The sequence below is a fragment of the Bradyrhizobium sp. CCGUVB14 genome (genome assembly GCF_024199935.1).
Lineage (GTDB): Bacteria > Pseudomonadota > Alphaproteobacteria > Rhizobiales > Xanthobacteraceae > Bradyrhizobium.
In genome coordinates this window covers 7,227,898-7,246,440 of record NZ_JANADS010000001.1, presented here as the reverse complement: position 1 = coordinate 7,246,440, position 18,543 = coordinate 7,227,898, and the positions used below count along the sequence as shown (strand labels likewise).

Annotated in this window: 16 protein-coding genes; 15 read left to right on the top strand and 1 reads right to left on the bottom strand. The window is 63.0% G+C overall.

Annotated features, from left to right (window positions below; all coding sequences use genetic code 11):
• Positions 1–2: 2 nt before the first annotated feature.
• The 14 genes from NLM32_RS33900 to NLM32_RS33835 all read left to right on the top strand — a co-directional run bounded on the left by NLM32_RS33900 (position 3) and on the right by NLM32_RS33835 (position 16,049).
• Complete coding sequence (locus NLM32_RS33900; RefSeq protein ID WP_254133053.1) at positions 3–1,082, top strand: ABC transporter ATP-binding protein; 1,080 nt, start codon at positions 3–5, stop codon at positions 1,080–1,082.
• Between the two features lie 57 nt (positions 1,083–1,139).
• Positions 1,140–1,718 (top strand): histidine phosphatase family protein, encoded by a 579-nt coding sequence (locus tag NLM32_RS33895; RefSeq protein ID WP_254133052.1) that lies wholly within the window; start codon positions 1,140–1,142, stop codon positions 1,716–1,718.
• 289 nt (positions 1,719–2,007) lie between these two features.
• Entirely contained in the window at positions 2,008–3,489 is a 1,482-nt protein-coding gene (locus tag NLM32_RS33890) for an aldehyde dehydrogenase (RefSeq protein ID WP_254133051.1), read from the top strand.
• Between the two features lie 205 nt (positions 3,490–3,694).
• Positions 3,695–4,879, top strand: coding sequence for an ABC transporter substrate-binding protein (locus tag NLM32_RS33885; protein WP_254133050.1), 1,185 nt, complete (start codon positions 3,695–3,697; stop codon positions 4,877–4,879).
• Between the two features lie 20 nt (positions 4,880–4,899).
• Positions 4,900–5,772 (top strand): branched-chain amino acid ABC transporter permease, encoded by an 873-nt coding sequence (locus NLM32_RS33880; RefSeq protein ID WP_254133049.1) that lies wholly within the window; start codon positions 4,900–4,902, stop codon positions 5,770–5,772.
• 43 nt (positions 5,773–5,815) lie between these two features.
• On the top strand, positions 5,816–6,802 hold the full coding sequence (locus tag NLM32_RS33875; RefSeq protein ID WP_375143655.1) for a branched-chain amino acid ABC transporter permease: 987 nt from the start codon (positions 5,816–5,818) through the stop codon (positions 6,800–6,802).
• Complete coding sequence (locus tag NLM32_RS33870; RefSeq protein WP_254133047.1) at positions 6,799–7,569, top strand: ABC transporter ATP-binding protein; 771 nt, start codon at positions 6,799–6,801, stop codon at positions 7,567–7,569. Before NLM32_RS33875 ends, NLM32_RS33870 begins: the two co-directional genes overlap by 4 nt.
• Entirely contained in the window at positions 7,562–8,302 is a 741-nt protein-coding gene (locus NLM32_RS33865) for an ABC transporter ATP-binding protein (protein WP_254133046.1), read from the top strand. The genes NLM32_RS33870 and NLM32_RS33865 overlap by 8 nt, the downstream gene beginning before the upstream one ends.
• Before the next feature lie 29 nt (positions 8,303–8,331).
• Positions 8,332–9,540: an aspartate transaminase gene (locus NLM32_RS33860; protein ID WP_254133045.1), complete on the top strand. Its 1,209-nt coding sequence runs from the start codon at positions 8,332–8,334 to the stop codon at positions 9,538–9,540.
• Positions 9,541–9,662: 122 nt separating this feature from the next.
• Positions 9,663–10,601, top strand: a complete 939-nt coding sequence (nac, locus tag NLM32_RS33855) for a nitrogen assimilation transcriptional regulator NAC (RefSeq protein ID WP_254133044.1) — start codon at positions 9,663–9,665, stop codon at positions 10,599–10,601.
• Between the two features lie 161 nt (positions 10,602–10,762).
• Positions 10,763–12,829: a hydantoinase/oxoprolinase family protein gene (locus NLM32_RS33850; protein ID WP_254133043.1), complete on the top strand. Its 2,067-nt coding sequence runs from the start codon at positions 10,763–10,765 to the stop codon at positions 12,827–12,829.
• 12 nt (positions 12,830–12,841) lie between these two features.
• Positions 12,842–14,524: a hydantoinase B/oxoprolinase family protein gene (locus NLM32_RS33845; protein ID WP_254133042.1), complete on the top strand. Its 1,683-nt coding sequence runs from the start codon at positions 12,842–12,844 to the stop codon at positions 14,522–14,524.
• A gap of 7 nt (positions 14,525–14,531) precedes the next feature.
• Complete coding sequence (locus NLM32_RS33840; RefSeq protein ID WP_254133041.1) at positions 14,532–15,335, top strand: SDR family NAD(P)-dependent oxidoreductase; 804 nt, start codon at positions 14,532–14,534, stop codon at positions 15,333–15,335.
• Between the two features lie 12 nt (positions 15,336–15,347).
• Positions 15,348–16,049 carry an HpcH/HpaI aldolase/citrate lyase family protein gene (locus tag NLM32_RS33835; RefSeq protein WP_254133040.1) on the top strand — a complete coding sequence of 234 codons (702 nt, stop codon included), beginning with the start codon at positions 15,348–15,350 and terminating at the stop codon, positions 16,047–16,049.
• Positions 16,050–16,124: 75 nt separating this feature from the next.
• On the opposite strand, the gene NLM32_RS33830 is transcribed toward NLM32_RS33835, so the two are convergent.
• Positions 16,125–17,129, bottom strand: coding sequence for a LacI family DNA-binding transcriptional regulator (locus NLM32_RS33830; protein ID WP_254133039.1), 1,005 nt, complete (start codon positions 17,127–17,129; stop codon positions 16,125–16,127).
• A gap of 268 nt (positions 17,130–17,397) precedes the next feature.
• Here NLM32_RS33830 and NLM32_RS33825 point away from each other — a divergent pair, with 268 nt between their 5' ends.
• Entirely contained in the window at positions 17,398–18,471 is a 1,074-nt protein-coding gene (locus tag NLM32_RS33825; protein ID WP_254133038.1) for an ABC transporter ATP-binding protein, read from the top strand.
• Positions 18,472–18,543: the final 72 nt, after the last annotated feature.

Genomic DNA, 18,543 nt, shown 5'->3' with positions numbered 1-18,543 from the left:
AAATGGCCAATCTGCGCATCGAGCACCTCAACAAGCGTTATGGCGCGACGACAGTGCTCAACGATGTCAACCTGAGCATCGAGGACGGTGAGTTCGTCGTTCTCGTCGGCCCTTCAGGTTGTGGCAAGTCGACGCTGCTGCGCATGATTGCCGGGCTCGACGGTGCATCGGGCGGCGACATCCATATTGCCGGCAAGCTCGTCAATACGCTCGCGCCTGCCGAGCGTGGCATCGCCATGGTGTTTCAGTCCTACGCGCTCTATCCACACATGAACGTGCGCAAGAACATGACGTTTGGGTTGAAGTTCACCGGAGTCCCGCCCGCTGAGCGCGATCGGCGCGTCTCGGAGGCGGCCCGCATGCTGCGACTCGATGAGCTGCTCGAGCGCTATCCGCGCGATCTCTCCGGCGGCCAGCGTCAACGCGTCGCGATCGGTCGCGCGATCGTGCGCGAGCCGGCCGTTTTCCTGTTCGATGAGCCGCTCTCCAATCTCGATGCGTCCCTGCGCGTCTCGACGCGCGTTGAGATCGCGAATTTGCACAGGCTGCTGAAATCCACCATCGTCTATGTCACGCACGATCAGGTCGAGGCCATGACACTCGCCGATCGGATCGTCGTGATGAACAAGGGTTGCATCGAGCAGGTCGGCAGGCCGCTGGATCTCTACTATGCGCCCGCCAATCTGTTCGTTGCCGGCTTCATCGGCTCGCCTGCGATGAATTTCTTCGAGGCCAAGGTTGGCAGTGTGGAGGGTGGATGCGCACGTGTGACTGGACCCGGCTTTCGCAACTTCGATTTGCCGGCGCCCTCATTGAAAGTCGGCGACACGCTGACGGTCGGCGTCCGTCCGGAGCATCTTGTCCGGGGCACCGACGGCGGATTCGTCGCCGAGGGCATCGTTGAGCTGGTCGAACGGCTTGGCGAGGCCTCATTCGCCTATGTGCGCCGCGTCGACGGCAGGATGTTCGTTGTCGAGATCCGCGGCCGCCAGACGCCGGCGCCAGGCGAAACGGTGACGGTCGTTGCGGCGACTTCCGACGTGCACGTCTTTGATGCTTCCGGGGTGCGCGTTGCCACATAGATCGACTAACGGTGCAACTCCGGTTGCAAGCAGGCTCGATGGCGCGATCGTTCAATCATGACAAATGTCGTACGCTATCTGACCCATCCTCAGGTGAATATCGATCCGTCGATCCCCGTTCCGCGCTGGGGTCTGAGTGCGGTTGGGAAGGCGCGTACAGAAGCCGTGACGATCACCGGATCGCTGTCGGCTACCACGCGGGTCGTCTCCAGCGGAGAGCGGAAGGCGATCGAGACGGCTGAGATCATTGCCGCAAAGCTGGGCGTTGACGTAGAGGTGTGCGAGGCGATGCATGAGAACGACCGATCGGCCACGGGCTTCCTCGTCCCCGACGAGTTCGAGGCAGTGGCCAATCAGTTCTTCGGGCACCCCCGCATCAGCGTTCGTGGCTGGGAACGAGCGATTGACGCCCAGTTGCGCATTGTCCAGGAGGTAGAGCGCGTATTGGCGCACGACAGGCCGGGTGATGTGCTCCTTGTCGGCCACGGTGGCGTTGGTACTCTCCTATACTGCCATTATTCCGGTTTTGAGATTGCTCGCGCCCATGACCAACCCGCTGGCGGCGGTTGCTTCTTCGCGTTTAGACTGCATGATCGTCGCGTGTTGCATGCGTGGCGTCGCCTCGAAGAGCTGTGATTTTCGCGAAGAGCAATCCCGATTGGACGATCCGTAGGAGTTCCCGAGCCAGTGGCGCTGGGCGCATCAGCCGCAGGCTTTGTCTCCGACGCGTTCGGACGACGCCGACCGCGACACGCGGCGGCGGTGACGATCTTGCTGCGATCAGGCAGGCCACATCGTCTCTCGCGAGGGCGTCGAGAGGGTTGCATCCGTGAGCTTCCGAGGCGAAGAAACGTTGCAATGAAGGCACGACATCAAACGAAGGCGAGCATCTTACAGCCGCCTCCGTCGAGACAGGAGCGGACCAATGACAAAAGCCGAGATTCGATTTCCGATCGACGGCCGAACCCGCAAGATGTTCATCGATGGCGCATGGGTAGAAGCCCGCTCGGGGAAGGTCTTCGAGACGCGCAATCCTGCGACAGGCGAGGTGATCGGTCGCGTGCCGCGTGGCGACGCGGCCGACATCGGCCTTGCCGTCACCGCGGCCCGTCGGGCGTTTGACGGCCCGTGGAGCCGCTTCAAGCCGTTTGAGCGGCAAGCGCTGCTGCTGCGGATCGCCGACCTCTTCGAGAAGCACTGGGAGGAGATCAGCCAGTCCGACACGACTGACATGGGCATGCCGATCGTCAGGACGCGGGCGAACAAGCTTCGCGTGCTCGGCATGCTCAGATATTACGCCGGCATGGCCACCGCGATCCACGGGCAGACGATCGACAATTCGCTTCCGGGTGACATCGTCTCCTTCACGCGAAAGGAGCCGGTGGGCGTCGTTGGCGCCATCATCCCCTGGAACGCACCCACGGCGGCATCGGTGTGGAAGATCGGCCCTGCGCTCGCGACCGGCTGCACCATCGTGCTCAAGCCCTCCGAAGAGGCGCCGCTGACGCCACTGCTGATCGCGGATCTGATGAACGAGGCGGGTGTGCCGCCCGGCGTGGTCAACGTCGTGACCGGGACCGGACAGGAGGCGGGTGCGCCGCTGGCCGAACATTCCGGGGTCGACAAGATCGTCTTCACTGGCTCGACAGCGACAGGACAGGCCATCGTTCGCGCCTCGGCCGGCAACCTCAAGCGGGTGGCGCTCGAGCTCGGTGGAAAGTCGCCGGTCATCGTCTGTGCCGACGCCGATCTCGACAAGGCTGTGCCGATTGCCGCGATGGCCGCATTCGCCAATTCGGGCCAGATCTGTATCGCCGGCTCCCGTTTGTTCGTCGAACGATCGATCCACGACGAGCTGGTCGAACGGCTCGGCAAGTTTGCTTCGGCCCTGAAGATCGGCGATGGCGCCGATCCCACAACCGAGATTGGACCGATCGTGTCCGAGCGACAGCTCGACAAGGTCGAAGGATTCCTGCGGAGCGGGCGCGACGAGGGTGCGAGGCTCGTGGCCGGAGGCCGAAGACTGAAAGAGGGCGCGCTTGCGAAGGGCAATTTCGTCGAGCCGACCGTGTTCGCCGGCGTCTCCGACAACATGCAGATCGCCCGTGACGAAATCTTCGGTCCGGTCATTTCCGCTTTGCCGTTCGACACGCTGGATGAAGCCGTGACGCGTGCCAATGCGACGCCATATGGGCTCGCGGCGGGTCTGTTCACGCGCGACGTGAGCAAGGCCCACATCATCTCGCGCAGTCTGCGCGCCGGATCGGTCTGGGTAAACACCTATCACGCCATCGACCCTGCCTTGCCCTTCGGCGGTTACAAGATGAGCGGATATGGACGAGAAGGCGGTACCGAGCAGCTCGACGAGTACCTGAACACGAAGGGGGTCTGGATCAAGCTGGATTGATCCGGACGGTCGCCGGCTCGCGGCACGCACGCGCGGATCCCGCCATAAGAATTCGCTATGGCGGCAGACCGCAGTCGTGCTTCCCCCGCCCGCAGCTGCAAATCTATTTTTTACCGTCGGCCGCAGCAAAAAATTCCAAGAGCAAGATCGCAAAAGCGGCGGAGTGGTCAGGCGCATAGATTTGCAGCAGCAATGGAGCGGGGAAATGACGATTGAGTTGAGCCGACGGGGATTTTGCATCGGGACCGCCCTGATTGGACTGCAATCCGCTTCCTCCATTGCCTTCGCCCGGACTGAGGATGGCACGGTCAAGCTTGGCCTCGTCGCGCCGATGAGCGGTCCGAATGCCAGATATGGCGCTTTTTCGCTGCGCGGCGCCGAGATGGCGGCGAAGGAGATCAACGCAGCCGGAGGTGTTGGGGGCCGCAAGATCAACGTCATGCCCGCGGACAGCCAGGGGACGCCGGTCGAGGGCGTTTCGGCGACCCGGCGTCTCATCGACCAGCACCAGGTCGACTACATCATCGGCGACGTCTCTAGCTCGGTCACGCTCGCCATGCAGCCGGTTGCCGAGGACGCGGGTGTGCTGCTCCTCAATGCCGCGTCGTCCAACCCCATGATCACCTACAAGGCCGGTGTCGGCGGCTTCAAATGGACCTTCCGCAACTATCCGACCGACGAGAACCGCGCGCTGATCGTGCTGCAATACGCCGCCGAGAAGAAGGGCTTCACCAAATACGCCGTCCTCTCCGTCGACACCGACTATGGGCGCGCGGCCATCGCCTTCACCAAGAAGTACCTGCCTCGCTTCAACAGCCAGATCCTGACCGAGGATTACTATAAGGAAGGTGAAGTCGATTTCCGCAGCGTGCTTTCCAAGATCCGCGATTCCGGCGCCCAGGCCATCATCATGTATGGCAATGCAGATTCGACGCCCATCGTCGGTCGACAGATGATCGAGGTCGGGATCGCCGGCAAGATTCCGCTGATCGGCAATGCCGAGTTCAATACGGCAAGCTCGATCAAGGCGGCACCGAAGGCGCTCGAAGGAGCCATCGAGGCGGCGGCCTGGCTTCCGGCGTACGACTCCCCGAAGAGCAAGGCCTTCGTGGAGAAGTTCATCGCCGAGTACGGCGAGGCGCCCAACAATCACGCCTATGTGCATTGGGAGACGGTGCATCTGCTGGCCAAGGCGATCGAGCAGGCCCAGAGCATCGACCGCGAGAAGGTCCGCGCCGCACTCTCCGCCATCCACTACGATAGCGCAGTTGGCGAGGTGACGTTCGACGATCACAATCAGGCCCGCTTGCCGATGATCCTGCTGGAGATCGAGCACGGCAAGCCCGCGATCAAGGGAGCGTACTCGGCCGAGATCGACTATCCGAAGTAAGGCAAAGCAACGAGACTCATATGTTCTACACGGTCATCGAGCAGGTCGTTAACGGCATCGTCTCCGGATCAGTCTACGCGATCGTTGCCGTTGGCATGACGATGATCTTCGGCGTGTTGCGCGCCATCAATTTCGCCCATGGCGAATACTATATGCTGGGGACCTTCGGCGCCTGGTTCGCGATCGACTATTTCGATCTGCCCTATCCGGTGGCGATCGTGATCGGCGTGGTGGCGACGGCATTGATCGCCGTCGTCGTCGGCAATCTCGTGATGCAGCGGATCGTGGGAGCGCCAGCCGAGGCCGGGGTGCTCGCGACCCTCGGCGTCGCGCTGATCCTCCAGAATACCGTCATCCTGGTGTTCGGTGGCAGCTACAAGTTCTTCTCCGGCGGCTATATCGAGCCGGTGACGCTGTTTGGCTTCACGCTGGCCGAGCAGCGCATCCTCATCATCATTGTCGGCCTCATCGTGTTCGTCGGCCTCGAACTGATGGTCACCTACAGCCGGATGGGCAAGGCGATGCGCGCGGTCTCGCAGAATATCGAGTGCTGTGCGGTGGTCGGCATCGACGTCCGCCACATCGCGCTGTGGACCTTCATCCTCGGCGCCGGCCTTGCCGGGCTGTCAGGTGTGCTGACCGCGCCCGTCAACGTCAGTGTCTACGGCGGCATGGGCGAGCTCATCACCTTCAAGACGCTGCCGATCATCATCATGGGCGGGCTGGGCAATGTCCGTGGCACCTTCGTCGCGGCGATGATCCTCGGCATCGCCGAGAGCCTGGTCGCGACCTATGTCGGGTTGCAGTTCCGCGACACCGTCGGCTTTGCAACCCTGATGCTGGTGCTGATGTGGCGTCCGCACGGGCTGTTCTCCGCGCAGGCGCGCTTTTGATCGCTGGGATGTGACATTGACCGAGATTGTCCGAGACCAGACCATGACACCGGCAGAAAGCCCAGTGGCGAAGACCGGAACGGATCTGCGCGTCGCGTTCGGCCTTGCGCTGGCGGCGCTGGCGTGCCTGGCACCGCTGTTCCTCGGGAACTACCCGCTGCATGCAATCATCATCGCGTTGATCTTCCTGCTGCCGGCTCATGGTCTCAATCTGCTGCTCGGATACACCGGGCTGCTGTCGTTGGCGCAGGCAGCGTTCTTCGGCATCGGGGCTTATGCATCGGCGCTGCTGGCGGTGCATTTCGGCACCCCGTTCTATCTGAATTTCCTCGCCGCCGGGCTCATCGCCGGTGCGATCGCGCTTCCGCTCGGAATTCCCGCTTTGCGCCTGCGCTCGACCTCGTTCGTGATGTGCACGCTCGGCTTCGTGATCATCGGGCAGGCGATTGCGAAGAACTGGATCAGCCTGACGCGTGGCGACATGGGCCTGGCCGCAATACCGAAGCCCTACTTTGCGCTAGGGCCGGCTTCATTCACGGTCTCCAGCACCGTCGGTTTCTATTATCTGGTGCTCGCGATCGCGGCGTTGGCGACCCTGACGATCTATCTGATCGTGCGTTCGCCCGCTGGGCGCAACATGATCGCCATCCGCGAAAACGAGACGCTGGCTGAATCCGTGGGCATCCCCACCTGGTACTACAAGCTCATCGTGTTCATGATCAGCGCCGCGTTTGCCGGGCTCGGCGGCAGCCTCTATGCGCATTACCTCACGGTGGTGAGCCCGCTGACCTTCCAGATGTATTATTCGACCACGATGCTGATCATCGTGCTCGGCGGCGGCGCAGGCACCATCTCAGGCGTCATCTTCGGCAGCCTGCTGTTCGTCGGTCTCACCGAAGCCCTGCGCGTCGCGCCGGAACTGCGCATGATCGCCTACGGCTTCTTCCTGCTCGCCCTCGTCTTCTATTTCCCGAACGGTTTCGCGCCGCTGATCGGCCGCTTCTGGTCATTCCTCGAGAGGCGCAAATGAGCGGGCTGCCGATTCTCGACATCTCCGGGCTCTGCAAATCCTACGGCGCGGTGCGCGCGGTCGACGGTGTCGACCTGCACGTCAACCGCGGCGAGATCTGCGGGCTGATCGGACCAAATGGTTCCGGAAAGTCGACTTTCTTCGATTGCGTGACCGGGCTTGCGAAGCCCAGCGCAGGTGCTGTGAAGCTCGATGGCCAGGACATCACCGGCTGGTCGCTCAACGACATTGCGCGGGAAGGACGCATGCTGCGCTCGTTCCAGAAGACGGTGGTGTTCTCTGCGCTCGATATCGAGGAGAACCTCGTCATCGCCGGCCAGATGTTTACCTTCCCTGGAATCCTGTCGACCTTCGGGATCGGCGCCGCCGCGCGCAATCGCATTAAAGCCCTGCGGGAACGGGCGCGCGAGCTGATCAAGATCGCCGGCCTCTGGGACGTGCGCTTCCAGCCCGCGGGAAAGCTTTCGGGCGGACAACAGAAGCTGATCCAGTTTGCTTCCATGCTGATGCCGGAGCCGAAGCTCATCCTGCTCGACGAGCCCATGGCGGGCATCAATCCGAAGCTGATCGAACGTGTGGTCGAGAGCATTCGTCTTGCCAACACCTCGTTCGGCGTCAGCTTCCTGATCATCGAGCACAACATCGACGTGGTCACCAGCCTGTGCCGGCGCGTGGTCGTGCTCGACCAGGGGCGCAAGCTCGCTGAGGGAACACCGGACGAGATCGTCCAGAATCAGGCGGTGCGGGAGGCCTATCTCGGTGGCTGAACCCTCTCTTTCGATCAAGGGACTGCGCGCGGGCTACGGCTCGCTCGATATCCTCAACGGCGTCGATCTCGATGTGCCGCAGGGGCAGTTCGTTGCGCTGATGGGTCCGAATGGGGCAGGCAAATCGACGCTGCTCAAGACGCTTTACGGCATGACGACCGTCAAGGGCGGCAGCATCAACTGGCGGGGCAAGGACATTTCAGCCTTCAAGTCCCGCGCAATCCTGGCCGAAGGCATCTCCTGGGTGCCGCAGGGCCGTTGCAACTTTCCGGTGATGACGGTCGACGAGAATCTGCAGATGGCCGCCTACACGCTGCGCGACAGGAACGTGAAGGCGGAGCGCGACTATGTCTACGACTTGTTCCCGATCCTGAAGACACGCCGCAACACGCTGGCGGGCAACATGTCCGGCGGCGAGCAGCAATTGCTCGAGGTCGCAATGGCTGTGTTGCAGCGGCCAAAGATCCTGCTGGTCGACGAACCCTCGGTCGGCCTATCGCCGACTGCGATCGGCGTCGTGTTCGACGAGCTGCTGCGTATCAACGCGGCCGGCCAGACCATCCTGCTGGTCGAGCAGAACACCAAAAAAGCCATGCAGGTCGCCCAGCGCGCCGTCATCCTGCGGCTCGGCAAAGTGATCTGGGACGGGCGGCCCGCAGACATCACTCACGACGAGCTCGGCGAGCTGTTCCTCACCGGCCGCATGCGCGGCGAGACCGACGTCGAGCACTGACACGACTTACAATCAAAAGGACGACCACATTGACGATCTTCGTGCCGGCGGCGCGCGTCTCGCGCATCAAGATATCCCCGACCACCGCGGCGTCCGCGCGCGTGCGCGAGCTGAAGGCTGCCGGCCGCGACATCGTCGACATGGCGATCGGCGAGCCTGACTTCGACACGCCTGACGACGTCAAGGCGGCGGCGCACGCGGCGATCGATCGCGGCGAAACGAAATATACCGCCGTCAACGGTACCGTGGCGCTGCGCAAGGGGATTATTGCCGACTACAAGCGTCGCCTCGGGCTCGACTATAGCGACAACGAGATCTGCGTCGGCGGCGGCGCCAAGCAGATCCTGTTCCTCGCGTTGATGGCGAGCGTGGAGGAGGGCGCCGAGGTCATCATTCCCGCGCCGTACTGGGTCTCCTATCCCGACATGGTCATTGCCAACGACGGCAAGCCGGTGATCGTCCGCTGCTCCGAGAACCAGGGATTCAAGCTGACGGCTGACGCGCTGGAGGCCGCGATCACGCCGAGGACGCGCTGGCTGATCCTCAATGCCCCCTCAAATCCGACTGGAGCTGCCTATTCCCGCAGCGATCTCGAAGCGCTCGGCGCTGTGCTGTCGCGCCATCCCGACGTCCTCGTGCTCTCGGACGATATTTACGACCAGATCTGGTACCGCGACGAACCGGCGACGACGCTTGCGGCGGCGGTGCCCGCGTTGAAGGATCGCATCCTGCTGACCAACGGCGTGTCAAAGACCTATGCCATGACCGGATGGCGGATCGGTTATGCCGCCGGCCCCGCGCCGCTGGTTTCGGCGATCAACAAGCTGCAATCGCAGATGTCGTCGTGCCCATCGTCGATCAGCCAGGCCGCTGCGGCCCATGCGCTAGCCGGCGACCAGTCGTTCGTTCGCGACAGCGTCAGGCTTTACAAGGAGCGGCGCGATTATGCCTGTGCACGGCTGAATGCAATCCCGGGCCTGTCGTGCCTCGTGCCTGACGGTGCCTTCTATCTCTATCCCGGCTGCGCGGGCGTGATCGGCAAGACCACGCCCGAAGGCAAGGTCATCGAGAACGATCTCGACTTCGTACTTTATCTTCTGGATGGTGTTGGCGTTGCTGCGGTGCAGGGCGCTGCCTACGGCCTCTCGCCTTATTTCCGCCTGTCGATCGCGACCTCGATGGAGGCGATCAAGGAGGCCTGCGACCGTATCGAAAAGGCCTGTCGGGCGCTTCGTTGAGCACGCCGGGGCGCGGACCGAAGAACCAGGGGCGCTTCGCGAAGAATCTCATTGAAATCAACAGGCTAGATAAAGGATATTGCTGGTCAGAGTGACATCCTCAGAGCCGGTATTCGACACATATGAGCGTCGATTTCAGGAAGCTGAAAAGCTTTGTCAAAGTCGTCGATGCCGGAAGCGTCTCGCGCGCGGCCGGCCTGCTGCGCACGGCGCAACCGGCGCTCTCGCAGCAGATCGCTGCCCTTGAGAGCCACTTCAAGCACAAGCTGCTTCTGCGCAGCAATCACGGCATTGTCCCGACCGAAGCCGGCCTGATCCTCTATCGTCACGCCCAGTTGCTGTTGAAGCAGATCGAGCAGGCGCAGATCGACATCGACCAGTCGACCAAGGCACTGGCCGGGCGCGTGTCGATCGGACTTGCGACCTATTCGGCGTCGAGCACGCTATCGCTGCCGATTCTGAAAGAGATGTCGGCTCTGCATCCGCAGATCATCGTCCATATCAACGATAGTTTCGGTCACGTGCTCAGCGAGCTCATCATGACCGGCAAGATGGATATGGCCATGATCTACGGTTCCGGGCCAATCAAGGGCGTCAAGCTCCAGCCGCTGTTTCGCGAGGAGCTGTATCTCGTGTCGCGCGCCGAGACCGCGAAGAAGTCGACGGACGAACCGCTGCCGCTGTCGGCGCTGGCCGACGTCAAGCTGCTGCTGCCAAGCCAGGGGCATTTCCTGCGCCGCCTGATTGATGAATCGCTGGCGCGCGCGCGGGTAACGCCGAACGTCGCCTCCGAGATTGAATCGGTCTCGGCACTCGGCGCGGCCGTGACCGAGGGGTTGGGCTCGACCATCCTGCCGGCCTCGGTCGCCGCCGCCAGCGCGTCGAGCTTTGCGGGTGTCGAGGTGCGGCGGCTGGTGCGCCCCGCCATCGAGGCGACCGTGTCCTTGTGCGTCTCCGATCATCTGCCGCTGTCGGAGCCCGCGCTGGCCACGCGCTCGGTGCTTCTGACTGTCGTCGAGAAGCTGATGCGCAGTCATCCGCAAGGCATTCGGGCGGTCTAGGCAGAACGCTTGCAATCTATGGCACGAGCGCCGCCGCAGCTCGGCTGCATTGTGCCGGTTTCGCCATGCCATAAACAAAACCTATGGCGGCAGACGGGAGTTGTGGTGGTCGCGTGCGGCCGCATTTCCTACCCTCGAAAACAATCGCTTCGAGGAAAAAGATGGCCAAGCTCGCATTCGATACCGGGGGAACCTTCACCGATTTCGCGCTGCTCGACGACAAGGGCGAACTTCATCTCCACAAGGTGTTGAGCACACCGGCCAATCCGGCCGAGGCCGTGGTTCGCGGGGTGTCCGAACTGCTCGCGGAATTCGGCGACGTCGTTGACCTCGATGGCCTCCAGGTCTTGGGGGCGACCACCGTCGTCACCAATGCGGTGCTGGAGCGCAAGGGCGTCAAGACCGGCTTCATCTCGACCGCCGGCTTCCAGGACATGCTGCGCATCCGCAACGAAGGACGCTACGATCTCTACGACCTGAACCTGAAATACCCGGATCCGCTGGTGACGCGCGCGAACAGCTTCGGTGCGATCGAGCGCATATCGGCGGACGGCGAGGTCGTCACGGCGCTCGAGGAAGAGACGGTCCGCGAGATCGCCGGCCGACTGCGCGAGGAAGGCATCAAGTCCGTCGCCGTCTGTCTGCTGCACGCCTACAAATATCCTGATCATGAGCAGCGCATCGCGTCGCTGCTGCGCGAGGAATATCCCGGTATCTTCGTGTCGCTGTCGTCGGAAGTTTGCCCGGAGGTTCGTGAATTCGACCGCGCCTCGACCACCGTCGTCAACGCCTACACGCGGCCGCAGATGTCCGGCCACGTCGCGCATCTCGAGCGTGAGTTCGCCGCGAAGGGTATCCATCGCCAGGTGCTCTGGATGACGTCGTCGGGCGGCCTCGTGCCGAGCAGCCGGGCTGCCGAGCTGCCGGTGCGGCTCATTGAATCGGGCCCGGCCGCCGGCGCCGTTGCAGCCGCCGAATTCGGCCGCATCGCCGGCGAGGGCAGCGTGCTGTCGTTCGACATGGGCGGCACCACCGCAAAGCTGTGTCTGATTCCGAACGGCGAGCCGACGGTCGGCACTGATCTCGAGGTCGCGCATTATCATCGCTTCCGCAAAGGCTCGGGCTTTCCCCTGAAGATCCAGTCGATCCGCATGATCGAGATCGGCGCTGGGGGCGGCTCGATCGCAGCGAAGAATCCGCTCGGTCTGCTCGACGTCGGTCCGCGTTCGGCGGGCGCGCTGCCGGGGCCGGCCGCCTATCAGCGCGGCGGCACCGAGCCAACCGTGACCGACGCCGATATCCTGCTCGGCTATATGGGCACCGAATCCTTCGTCGGCGGGTCGTTCAAGGTTTCCAAGGACGCCGCCCTCTCGGCCATGTCGAAGCTCGCAGCTTCGCTCGACGTCAGCGTGCCGCGCTGCGCCTTCGGTATCCACGATCTCGTCAATGAATCCATGAGCAAGGCGGCGGCCGTGCATGCGACCGACCTCGGCGTCGATCCGCGAAGCCTGCCCATGGTCGCCTTTGGCGGCGCCGGTCCCGTGCATGCCTATGGCATCGCGCGCAAGCTCGGTATCAAGCGCATCATCTGCCCGACCGGCGCCGGTGTCACCTCGGCGATCGGCTTGTTGATTGCTCCCGTTGCGGTCGACCTCTCCGCGAGCTTCCCGATGCAGGTCGACAACTGGGATTTCGCTACGATGGATCGCCTGCTCGGCGACCTCTCCGCGCAAGGGGCGGACGTCGTGCGCGCCGCGGGTGTCGCACCGGACACGATCACCAACAGCTACACCGTGGACATGCGGCACGTCGGCCAGGGCCACGAGATCACCGTTGCATTGCCGGATCGCAGCCTGCCGCCGAAGCAATTCCACGAGGAGCTGCTCGGCAATTTCTACAAGCTTTATCGCGAACTGTTCGGGCGCACCGTCGCTGGTTCATCCGTCGAGGTCATCACCTGGCGTCTGCGCTGCAGCGGCAAGAAGGATCAGGTGACTCGCCCCCATGCGCGCGATGTTGCCGAGGCCAGGAAGGGCGCACGTTCGGTCTATTTCAGCGAAGCTGGCGGCTTCGTCGATACGCCGGTCTACGATCACTACAAGCTGCCGGTCGATGGGAAGATCCAGGGACCGGCGATCGTCGAGCAGCGGGAATCGACCGCTGTCGTCGGACCGAGCGGGACGGCTCACGTCGACGTCAACGGCAATCTCGTGATCAACATCGCCTGAGGACCACGCCCCATGTCCGTGAATGCTGCCGATTTCAATGATCCCATCAATCTGCAGGTGATGTGGAATCGCCTGATCTTCATCGCCGATCAGGCCGACATCGTGCTCGGCCGAACCGCATTCTCGCCGATCGTACGCGAAAACCACGATTACGTGACTGTGCTGCTCGACAGCCGCGGCCGTGCGCTGGCCCAATGCACCTGGTCGATCCCTGTGTTCATCACCTCGCTGCCGGTGGCCGCGCAGAAATACTTCCTGCCGAAGTTTCCGGCGGAGACGTTGCAAGAGGGCGACGTGCTTGCCACCAACGATCCCGAGATTGGTACCGGCCATCTGCCCGACGTCACGATGATCACGCCGATCTTCAAGAACGGCAAGGTCGTGGCCTATGCCGGCTCGATCGCGCATCTTCCTGACATCGGCGGCGCGCCCCTGCATTCCGAAGCCAGCGACATCTTCGAGGAGGGTATCCGCTTCCCGATCGTGAAGCTGCACAAGGCCGGCGTCCCCAATCAGGACGTGCTCGACATCATTGCCGCGTCCGTTCGGCTTCCCACCGAAGTGATGGGCGATCTTGAATCCATGGTGGCGGCCAACAACGTCATGGGCCGCGAACTGGTCAAATTCCTGGACGAGTATGGTCTCGACGGGATCGACGAGCTGGCCGACGCGATCCACACCCGCTCCGAAGCGCAAACCCGGCGCGCGATCCGGCAGTGGCCGAACGGTACCTACAGCGCCGAGGTCCTGCTGGACGGATACGATACCGATGTGACCCTCAAGGCCGCGGTGATCGTCCGCGATGATTCCATTCATGTCGACTACACCGGAACGTCGGAGCAGATCCTCCACTCGATCAATTGTCGCACCAACTATCGCTATGCGCATTCGGTCTATGCGCTGAAATGCCTGCTGGACCCCGATACGCCGAACAATGAGGGTTGCATCACGCCGATCACGGACGAGGCGCCGCTCGGTTCCATTCTCAATCCCGAGGAATGGACCGCCGGCAATTCGCGTAACCTGATCGGGCATGTGATTCCGTCGCTGATCTTCAAGGCGCTGGAGGGCGTGGTGCCTGACAAGGTGATGGGCGATAGCGGCGGTGCGCCGATCTGGGCCGCCAATTGCGTCGGACGGCGTGACGATGGTTCGCAGTACGGTTCGGTGCAGAATTTTCACGGCGGGCAGGGCGCCCGCGCCGAATTCGACGGCCTCGACACCCTGAGCTTCCCGTCCAATTGCCGGGTGACGGCGATCGAGATGTTCGAGATCGCGGTCCCGGCGCTCACGGAATGCAAGGAGCTGATTGCGGATTCCGGCGGCGCCGGCAGGAGCCGCGGCGGTCTCGGTCAACGCGTCGTGTTGCGCAACCTCGGACGCAACCCGATGAACATCTATCTGGCGTCAGAGCGCGTGCGACATCCCTGTTTCGGTGTCGTCGGCGGCAAGTCCGGGAGCGCCGGCAAGGTGTACAGGAATGGCGAGCCCCAGTTTCCCAAGGGCAAGGTCGTGCTGAAGACCGGCGACCGCCTGGAAGTCGAGACGCCCGGTGGCGGGGGCTGGGGGCGCACAGCCGATCGTACGGCGGCCGCGATCGAGCTCGACCTCGCCGAAGGCTTGATCACGCCCGAGGCGGCGAGGCAGATTTACGGCTATCAGAGCTCCAGCGTGGCGGCGACCGCAGCCGAATAGGGGAAACATGGGTCTGCTCGATGGAAAGGTCGCGCTCGTTACCGGTGCCGGAACGGGGATCGGCCGCGAGACCGCGATCCTGCTCGCAGGGGAGGGCGCAACGGTTGTCCTAACCGGACGCCGGATCGAGCCGCTGCGCGATGTCGCCGCGATCATCGAGAAGGCCGGCGGAAAGGCTGTCGCTCACGAGCTGGACGTGGCATCGCGCGAGGCGATCCTGGAGACGGTCGCCTGGGCCAAGCGCAACGTCGGAGCGATCGACATTCTCGTCAACAATGCCGGCAGTGCCAGCAAGGTGTTGAACGCGCGTTTCCTCAGCGAAGCCGAATGGAACGCCACGGTGAATGTCAATCTCACCGCAGTGTTCAACCTGACGCAGGCCGTTCTGGAGGACATGATTGCCAGGACGGAAGGCACGATCATCACCGTGTCGTCGCTCGCGGTGGTGAATCCAAATCTGCTCGGCGGCGCCGCCTATGGTGCGGCCAAGGCCGGTGTGAAGAACTTCATGACTTTCCTGCACAACACATACCGCAACCAGGGTATTCGTGCGACGACCATCCTGCCGGGCGAGACGGATACGCCGATCATGGACAATCGCGCGCGGCCGCCGCTCGACAATGAGCGTGCCGTGATGCTGAATCCGCACGACGTCGCCCGCGCGGTCCTGCTCTGCGCAAGCCTGCAAAAGGGTGCAGTCATTCCGGAGCTGCATATCTGCCCGACCTTCATGCGCGACACATCGGCAGATATCGAGGTGGCCCGCTGGGTTGGCGCGCCGGCGGATCTGAAAGACAAGCCAAAGAGCTAGAGAGGACTTCCCATGAACGGAGCCAGGCTGCGCGAACGTCTTGCCAAGGGCGAGGCGGTGACGATGCTCACGCCGCATCATGCCTCGTCGGGATTGGCGGTCCGGCTCATCGAGCTCGGGGCAGACGCCATATTCGTCGATTGCGAGCACGGCACCTGGAGTTTCGAGGACGTGCGCGTGGCGGCGCAAGTCATCCGTGGCGCAGGCGGCGCGGCGATCGTACGCCCGCACTCGCATGAGCGGCCAGTCCTCATCCGCTACCTCAATGCGGGCGCTGATGGCCTCATGGTGCCGATGGTCGACACGGCGGAGCAGGCGCGCGCAATCGTCGATGCTGTGCGATATGCCTGTCCCGCCGACCACCAGAAGCGGTTGATCATCGCGATGATCGAGACGCCTCAGGCAATCGACAATATCGATCAGCTTCTCACGGTGGAGGGCATTGACGTGTTCTTCATTGGCCCCGGCGATCTCTCTCAGAACATGGGATATCCGCCGGCTCCTGCGTTCGGTGAACCGCGGCCCCAAGCAGTGATCGATCGGGTCGAGTTTACCGTGAAAAAGATCTGCGCGGCGGGCAAGATCGCCGGGACGCTGGTGACATCAGACGAATTGCCGTTTTGGCTCGGGCGCGGCGTCAAATATTTCTACATCCATTCGGACCCATTCCTGCGGATTGGTCTCGCCGGAATCAAGAAAGCGCTTGGCCGGTAAGCTCGCGGCATCGGGAGGGGCGCCACGCGGGGAATCGGGATGTGCCGATCGGCAAAAGCGACGTCTTGCCGATCGTCAGCTGCTTTGCCGATGGAGCAGGGTGAAGCGCGTATCGATGACAGCCTGTTCCGACCCAGCGTCGGGGTGCAGGAGCCGTGCGATGATCAGCCGCGCGGCTTCCTTCCCGATCAGGTCGCCGGGAGGGCGGATCGTCGTAAGCGACGGATTTGCGGACGCGCTGAAGCTCAAATCGCCGAAGCCCACCACCGATAGGCGGTCGGGGATGGCAATGCCCAGCCGCTGGCATTCGAAGATCACGCCGAGGGCGATGTGGTCGTTGGAGCAGGCAATCCCATCGACGTGCGGAAAGCGATGCATGGCCTCGCCGAGCAGCATGGCGCCGACCTCTGCGCTCGCCGGCGCAGGGTGCTGGATGATCTCTGCGGTGACGTCAGGTGCGTTTCGCGCCGTCTCGACGAAGCCCTGGGCCCGCCACGCGGCGCGGCGATCCTCATGGAGCCGGGCGCCAAGAAACAATAGTCGCTTGCGTCCTCGCTGCAACAGATGCGACGCAGCGGTCTGACCGACCTGGCCGTGGTGAAAACCGACTGCCATGTCCATGGTCGGGGAGCCGAGCTCCCAGATTTCGACAACTGGCACCTTGCTGTCGCGGAGCAGCCTGCGTGTTGCGGTGCTATGCGAGAGGCCGGTCAAGACGACAGCAGCGGGGGCCCAGGAGAGTGCCGTGCGGACCAGATTCTCCTCGTCGTGCTCCTTGTATTCGGTGTGGCTGAGCATCACCTGAAGTCGCTGCTTGCCGAGCTCGTCCTGCAGGGCCGCGACGGTCTCGGCGAAGAACGCATTGCGGACGGATGGCACGATGATGCTCACGACGCGCGATGAGGCCGCCGCCAGGCCTCCGGCCATCAGGTTCGGCACGTAGTCGAGCGCTTCGATGGCGCGTGCAATCGACTCGCTTGCCGCCGCCGAGACCGCATCGGGCTTTCTGAAATAGAGGGATACCGTGGAGGGCGACAGCTCCGCGCGCGCCGCCACATCCATGATCGTGACCCGTTGCATCTTGCGCCGGGTGCGTATGGGCTTTGGTGCCGCCATCTCTACAGTGGCTCGAATAATAGCGCTATTATATAGCTGAAGCGTCCGATTGATACAATCATGTTCCTCAACAAGAGGATATTTATATTATTATCAGTTAGATAGAACAGGACTATACCCCTTTATCCTCTGGATCAGTTGGTGCGGCTCGGTCGTTGATTTCCAAAAATCGTAGCGCTACTATCGGCTATCACCACGGCTTCAAGAACCGTCGGGACGGGAGACACGGCTCATGGCTTCGGTCAGCCTGCGCAAGCTTGAGAAGAGCTACGGCGCGTTCCGCGTCGTGAAGGCCATTGACCTTGAGATCGTCGACGGCGAATTCCTGGTGCTGGTCGGTCCGTCCGGTTGCGGCAAGTCGACCACGTTGCGGATGATCGCCGGCCTCGAACGCATCAGTGGTGGCGAGATCCGGATCGGCGACCGCATCGTCAACGATCTGCCGCCGCGCGAGCGCGACATCGCTATGGTGTTCCAGGACTACGCGCTCTACCCGCACAAGACGGTGCGCGAGAACATGGGCTTTAGCCTCAAGGTACGCGGCGCGAACGCGACGGATGCGGCCGCCAAGATCCGCGACGCGGCGGAGATGCTCGGCATCACCCATCTGCTCGACCGGCGCCCGGGACAGCTCTCCGGCGGCCAGCGGCAGCGGGTTGCGATGGGCCGGGCCATCGTGCGGCGGCCGCAGGTCTTTCTGTTCGATGAGCCGCTGTCCAATCTCGACGCAAAGCTGCGCGGTCAGGTCCGCACTGAGATCAAGCGGCTGCACCAGACGATCGGCACCACCATCGTCTACGTCACCCACGATCAGGTCGAGGCGATGACCCTGGCCGATCGCATCGTCATCCTACGCGGGGGCGACATCGAGCAGATCGGAACGCCGGAAGAGGTCTACAACAATCCCGCGAGCGTTTTCGTCGGTGGCTTCGTCGGCGCTCCCTCCATGAACTTTGCCAAGGCCAAGGCCACTAAGGGTTATCTCGATTTCGCCGATGGCAACCGCTTGCCGCTCGCGGGCCTCGCAAGCGCGGCCCTTTCGGCAGTTGACGGGCGCGAATTCATCGTCGGCATCAGGCCCGAGCATTTTACGCCGGGCGCGTCCGATGTCGGCCTCGACAGCCAGGTTCAGGTCGTCGAGCCGCTTGGCTCCGACACGCTGGTGCATTTTGCGGTGGGCGGCGCGACCTTGACCGCGCGGCTGCCGCCCGAGTTTCGGCCGCAAGCCGGTCAGGCCATCAAGCTGGGGCTGGACCCCGCCAAAATTCACCTGTTCGATGCGGAGACGGAGCGCGCCTTGCAATAGAAGGGGCGCAGCGAGGCCATCAACGACAAGCCAGCAACGTCGCGAGCAAGCGGCGAGTTTTTCCGGGAGGAC

Bases quoted from the DNA above. Each gene is read 5' to 3' on its own strand.
- NLM32_RS33825 (WP_254133038.1), top strand. From the start codon at position 17,398: ATGGCTTCGGTCAGCCTGCGCAAGCTTGAGAAGAGCTACGGCGCGTTC.
- NLM32_RS33895 (WP_254133052.1), top strand. From the start codon at position 1,140: ATGACAAATGTCGTACGCTATCTGACCCATCCTCAGGTGAATATCGAT.
- NLM32_RS33900 (WP_254133053.1), top strand. From the start codon at position 3: ATGGCCAATCTGCGCATCGAGCACCTCAACAAGCGTTATGGCGCGACG.
- NLM32_RS33845 (WP_254133042.1), top strand. From the start codon at position 12,842: ATGTCCGTGAATGCTGCCGATTTCAATGATCCCATCAATCTGCAGGTG.
- NLM32_RS33890 (WP_254133051.1), top strand. From the start codon at position 2,008: ATGACAAAAGCCGAGATTCGATTTCCGATCGACGGCCGAACCCGCAAG.
- NLM32_RS33840 (WP_254133041.1), top strand. From the start codon at position 14,532: ATGGGTCTGCTCGATGGAAAGGTCGCGCTCGTTACCGGTGCCGGAACG.
- nac (WP_254133044.1), top strand. From the start codon at position 9,663: ATGAGCGTCGATTTCAGGAAGCTGAAAAGCTTTGTCAAAGTCGTCGAT.
- NLM32_RS33830 (WP_254133039.1), bottom strand. From the start codon at position 17,129: ATGCAACGGGTCACGATCATGGATGTGGCGGCGCGCGCGGAGCTGTCG.
- NLM32_RS33880 (WP_254133049.1), top strand. From the start codon at position 4,900: ATGTTCTACACGGTCATCGAGCAGGTCGTTAACGGCATCGTCTCCGGA.
- NLM32_RS33850 (WP_254133043.1), top strand. From the start codon at position 10,763: ATGGCCAAGCTCGCATTCGATACCGGGGGAACCTTCACCGATTTCGCG.
- NLM32_RS33870 (WP_254133047.1), top strand. From the start codon at position 6,799: ATGAGCGGGCTGCCGATTCTCGACATCTCCGGGCTCTGCAAATCCTAC.
- NLM32_RS33835 (WP_254133040.1), top strand. From the start codon at position 15,348: ATGAACGGAGCCAGGCTGCGCGAACGTCTTGCCAAGGGCGAGGCGGTG.
- NLM32_RS33875 (WP_375143655.1), top strand. From the start codon at position 5,816: ATGACACCGGCAGAAAGCCCAGTGGCGAAGACCGGAACGGATCTGCGC.
- NLM32_RS33885 (WP_254133050.1), top strand. From the start codon at position 3,695: ATGACGATTGAGTTGAGCCGACGGGGATTTTGCATCGGGACCGCCCTG.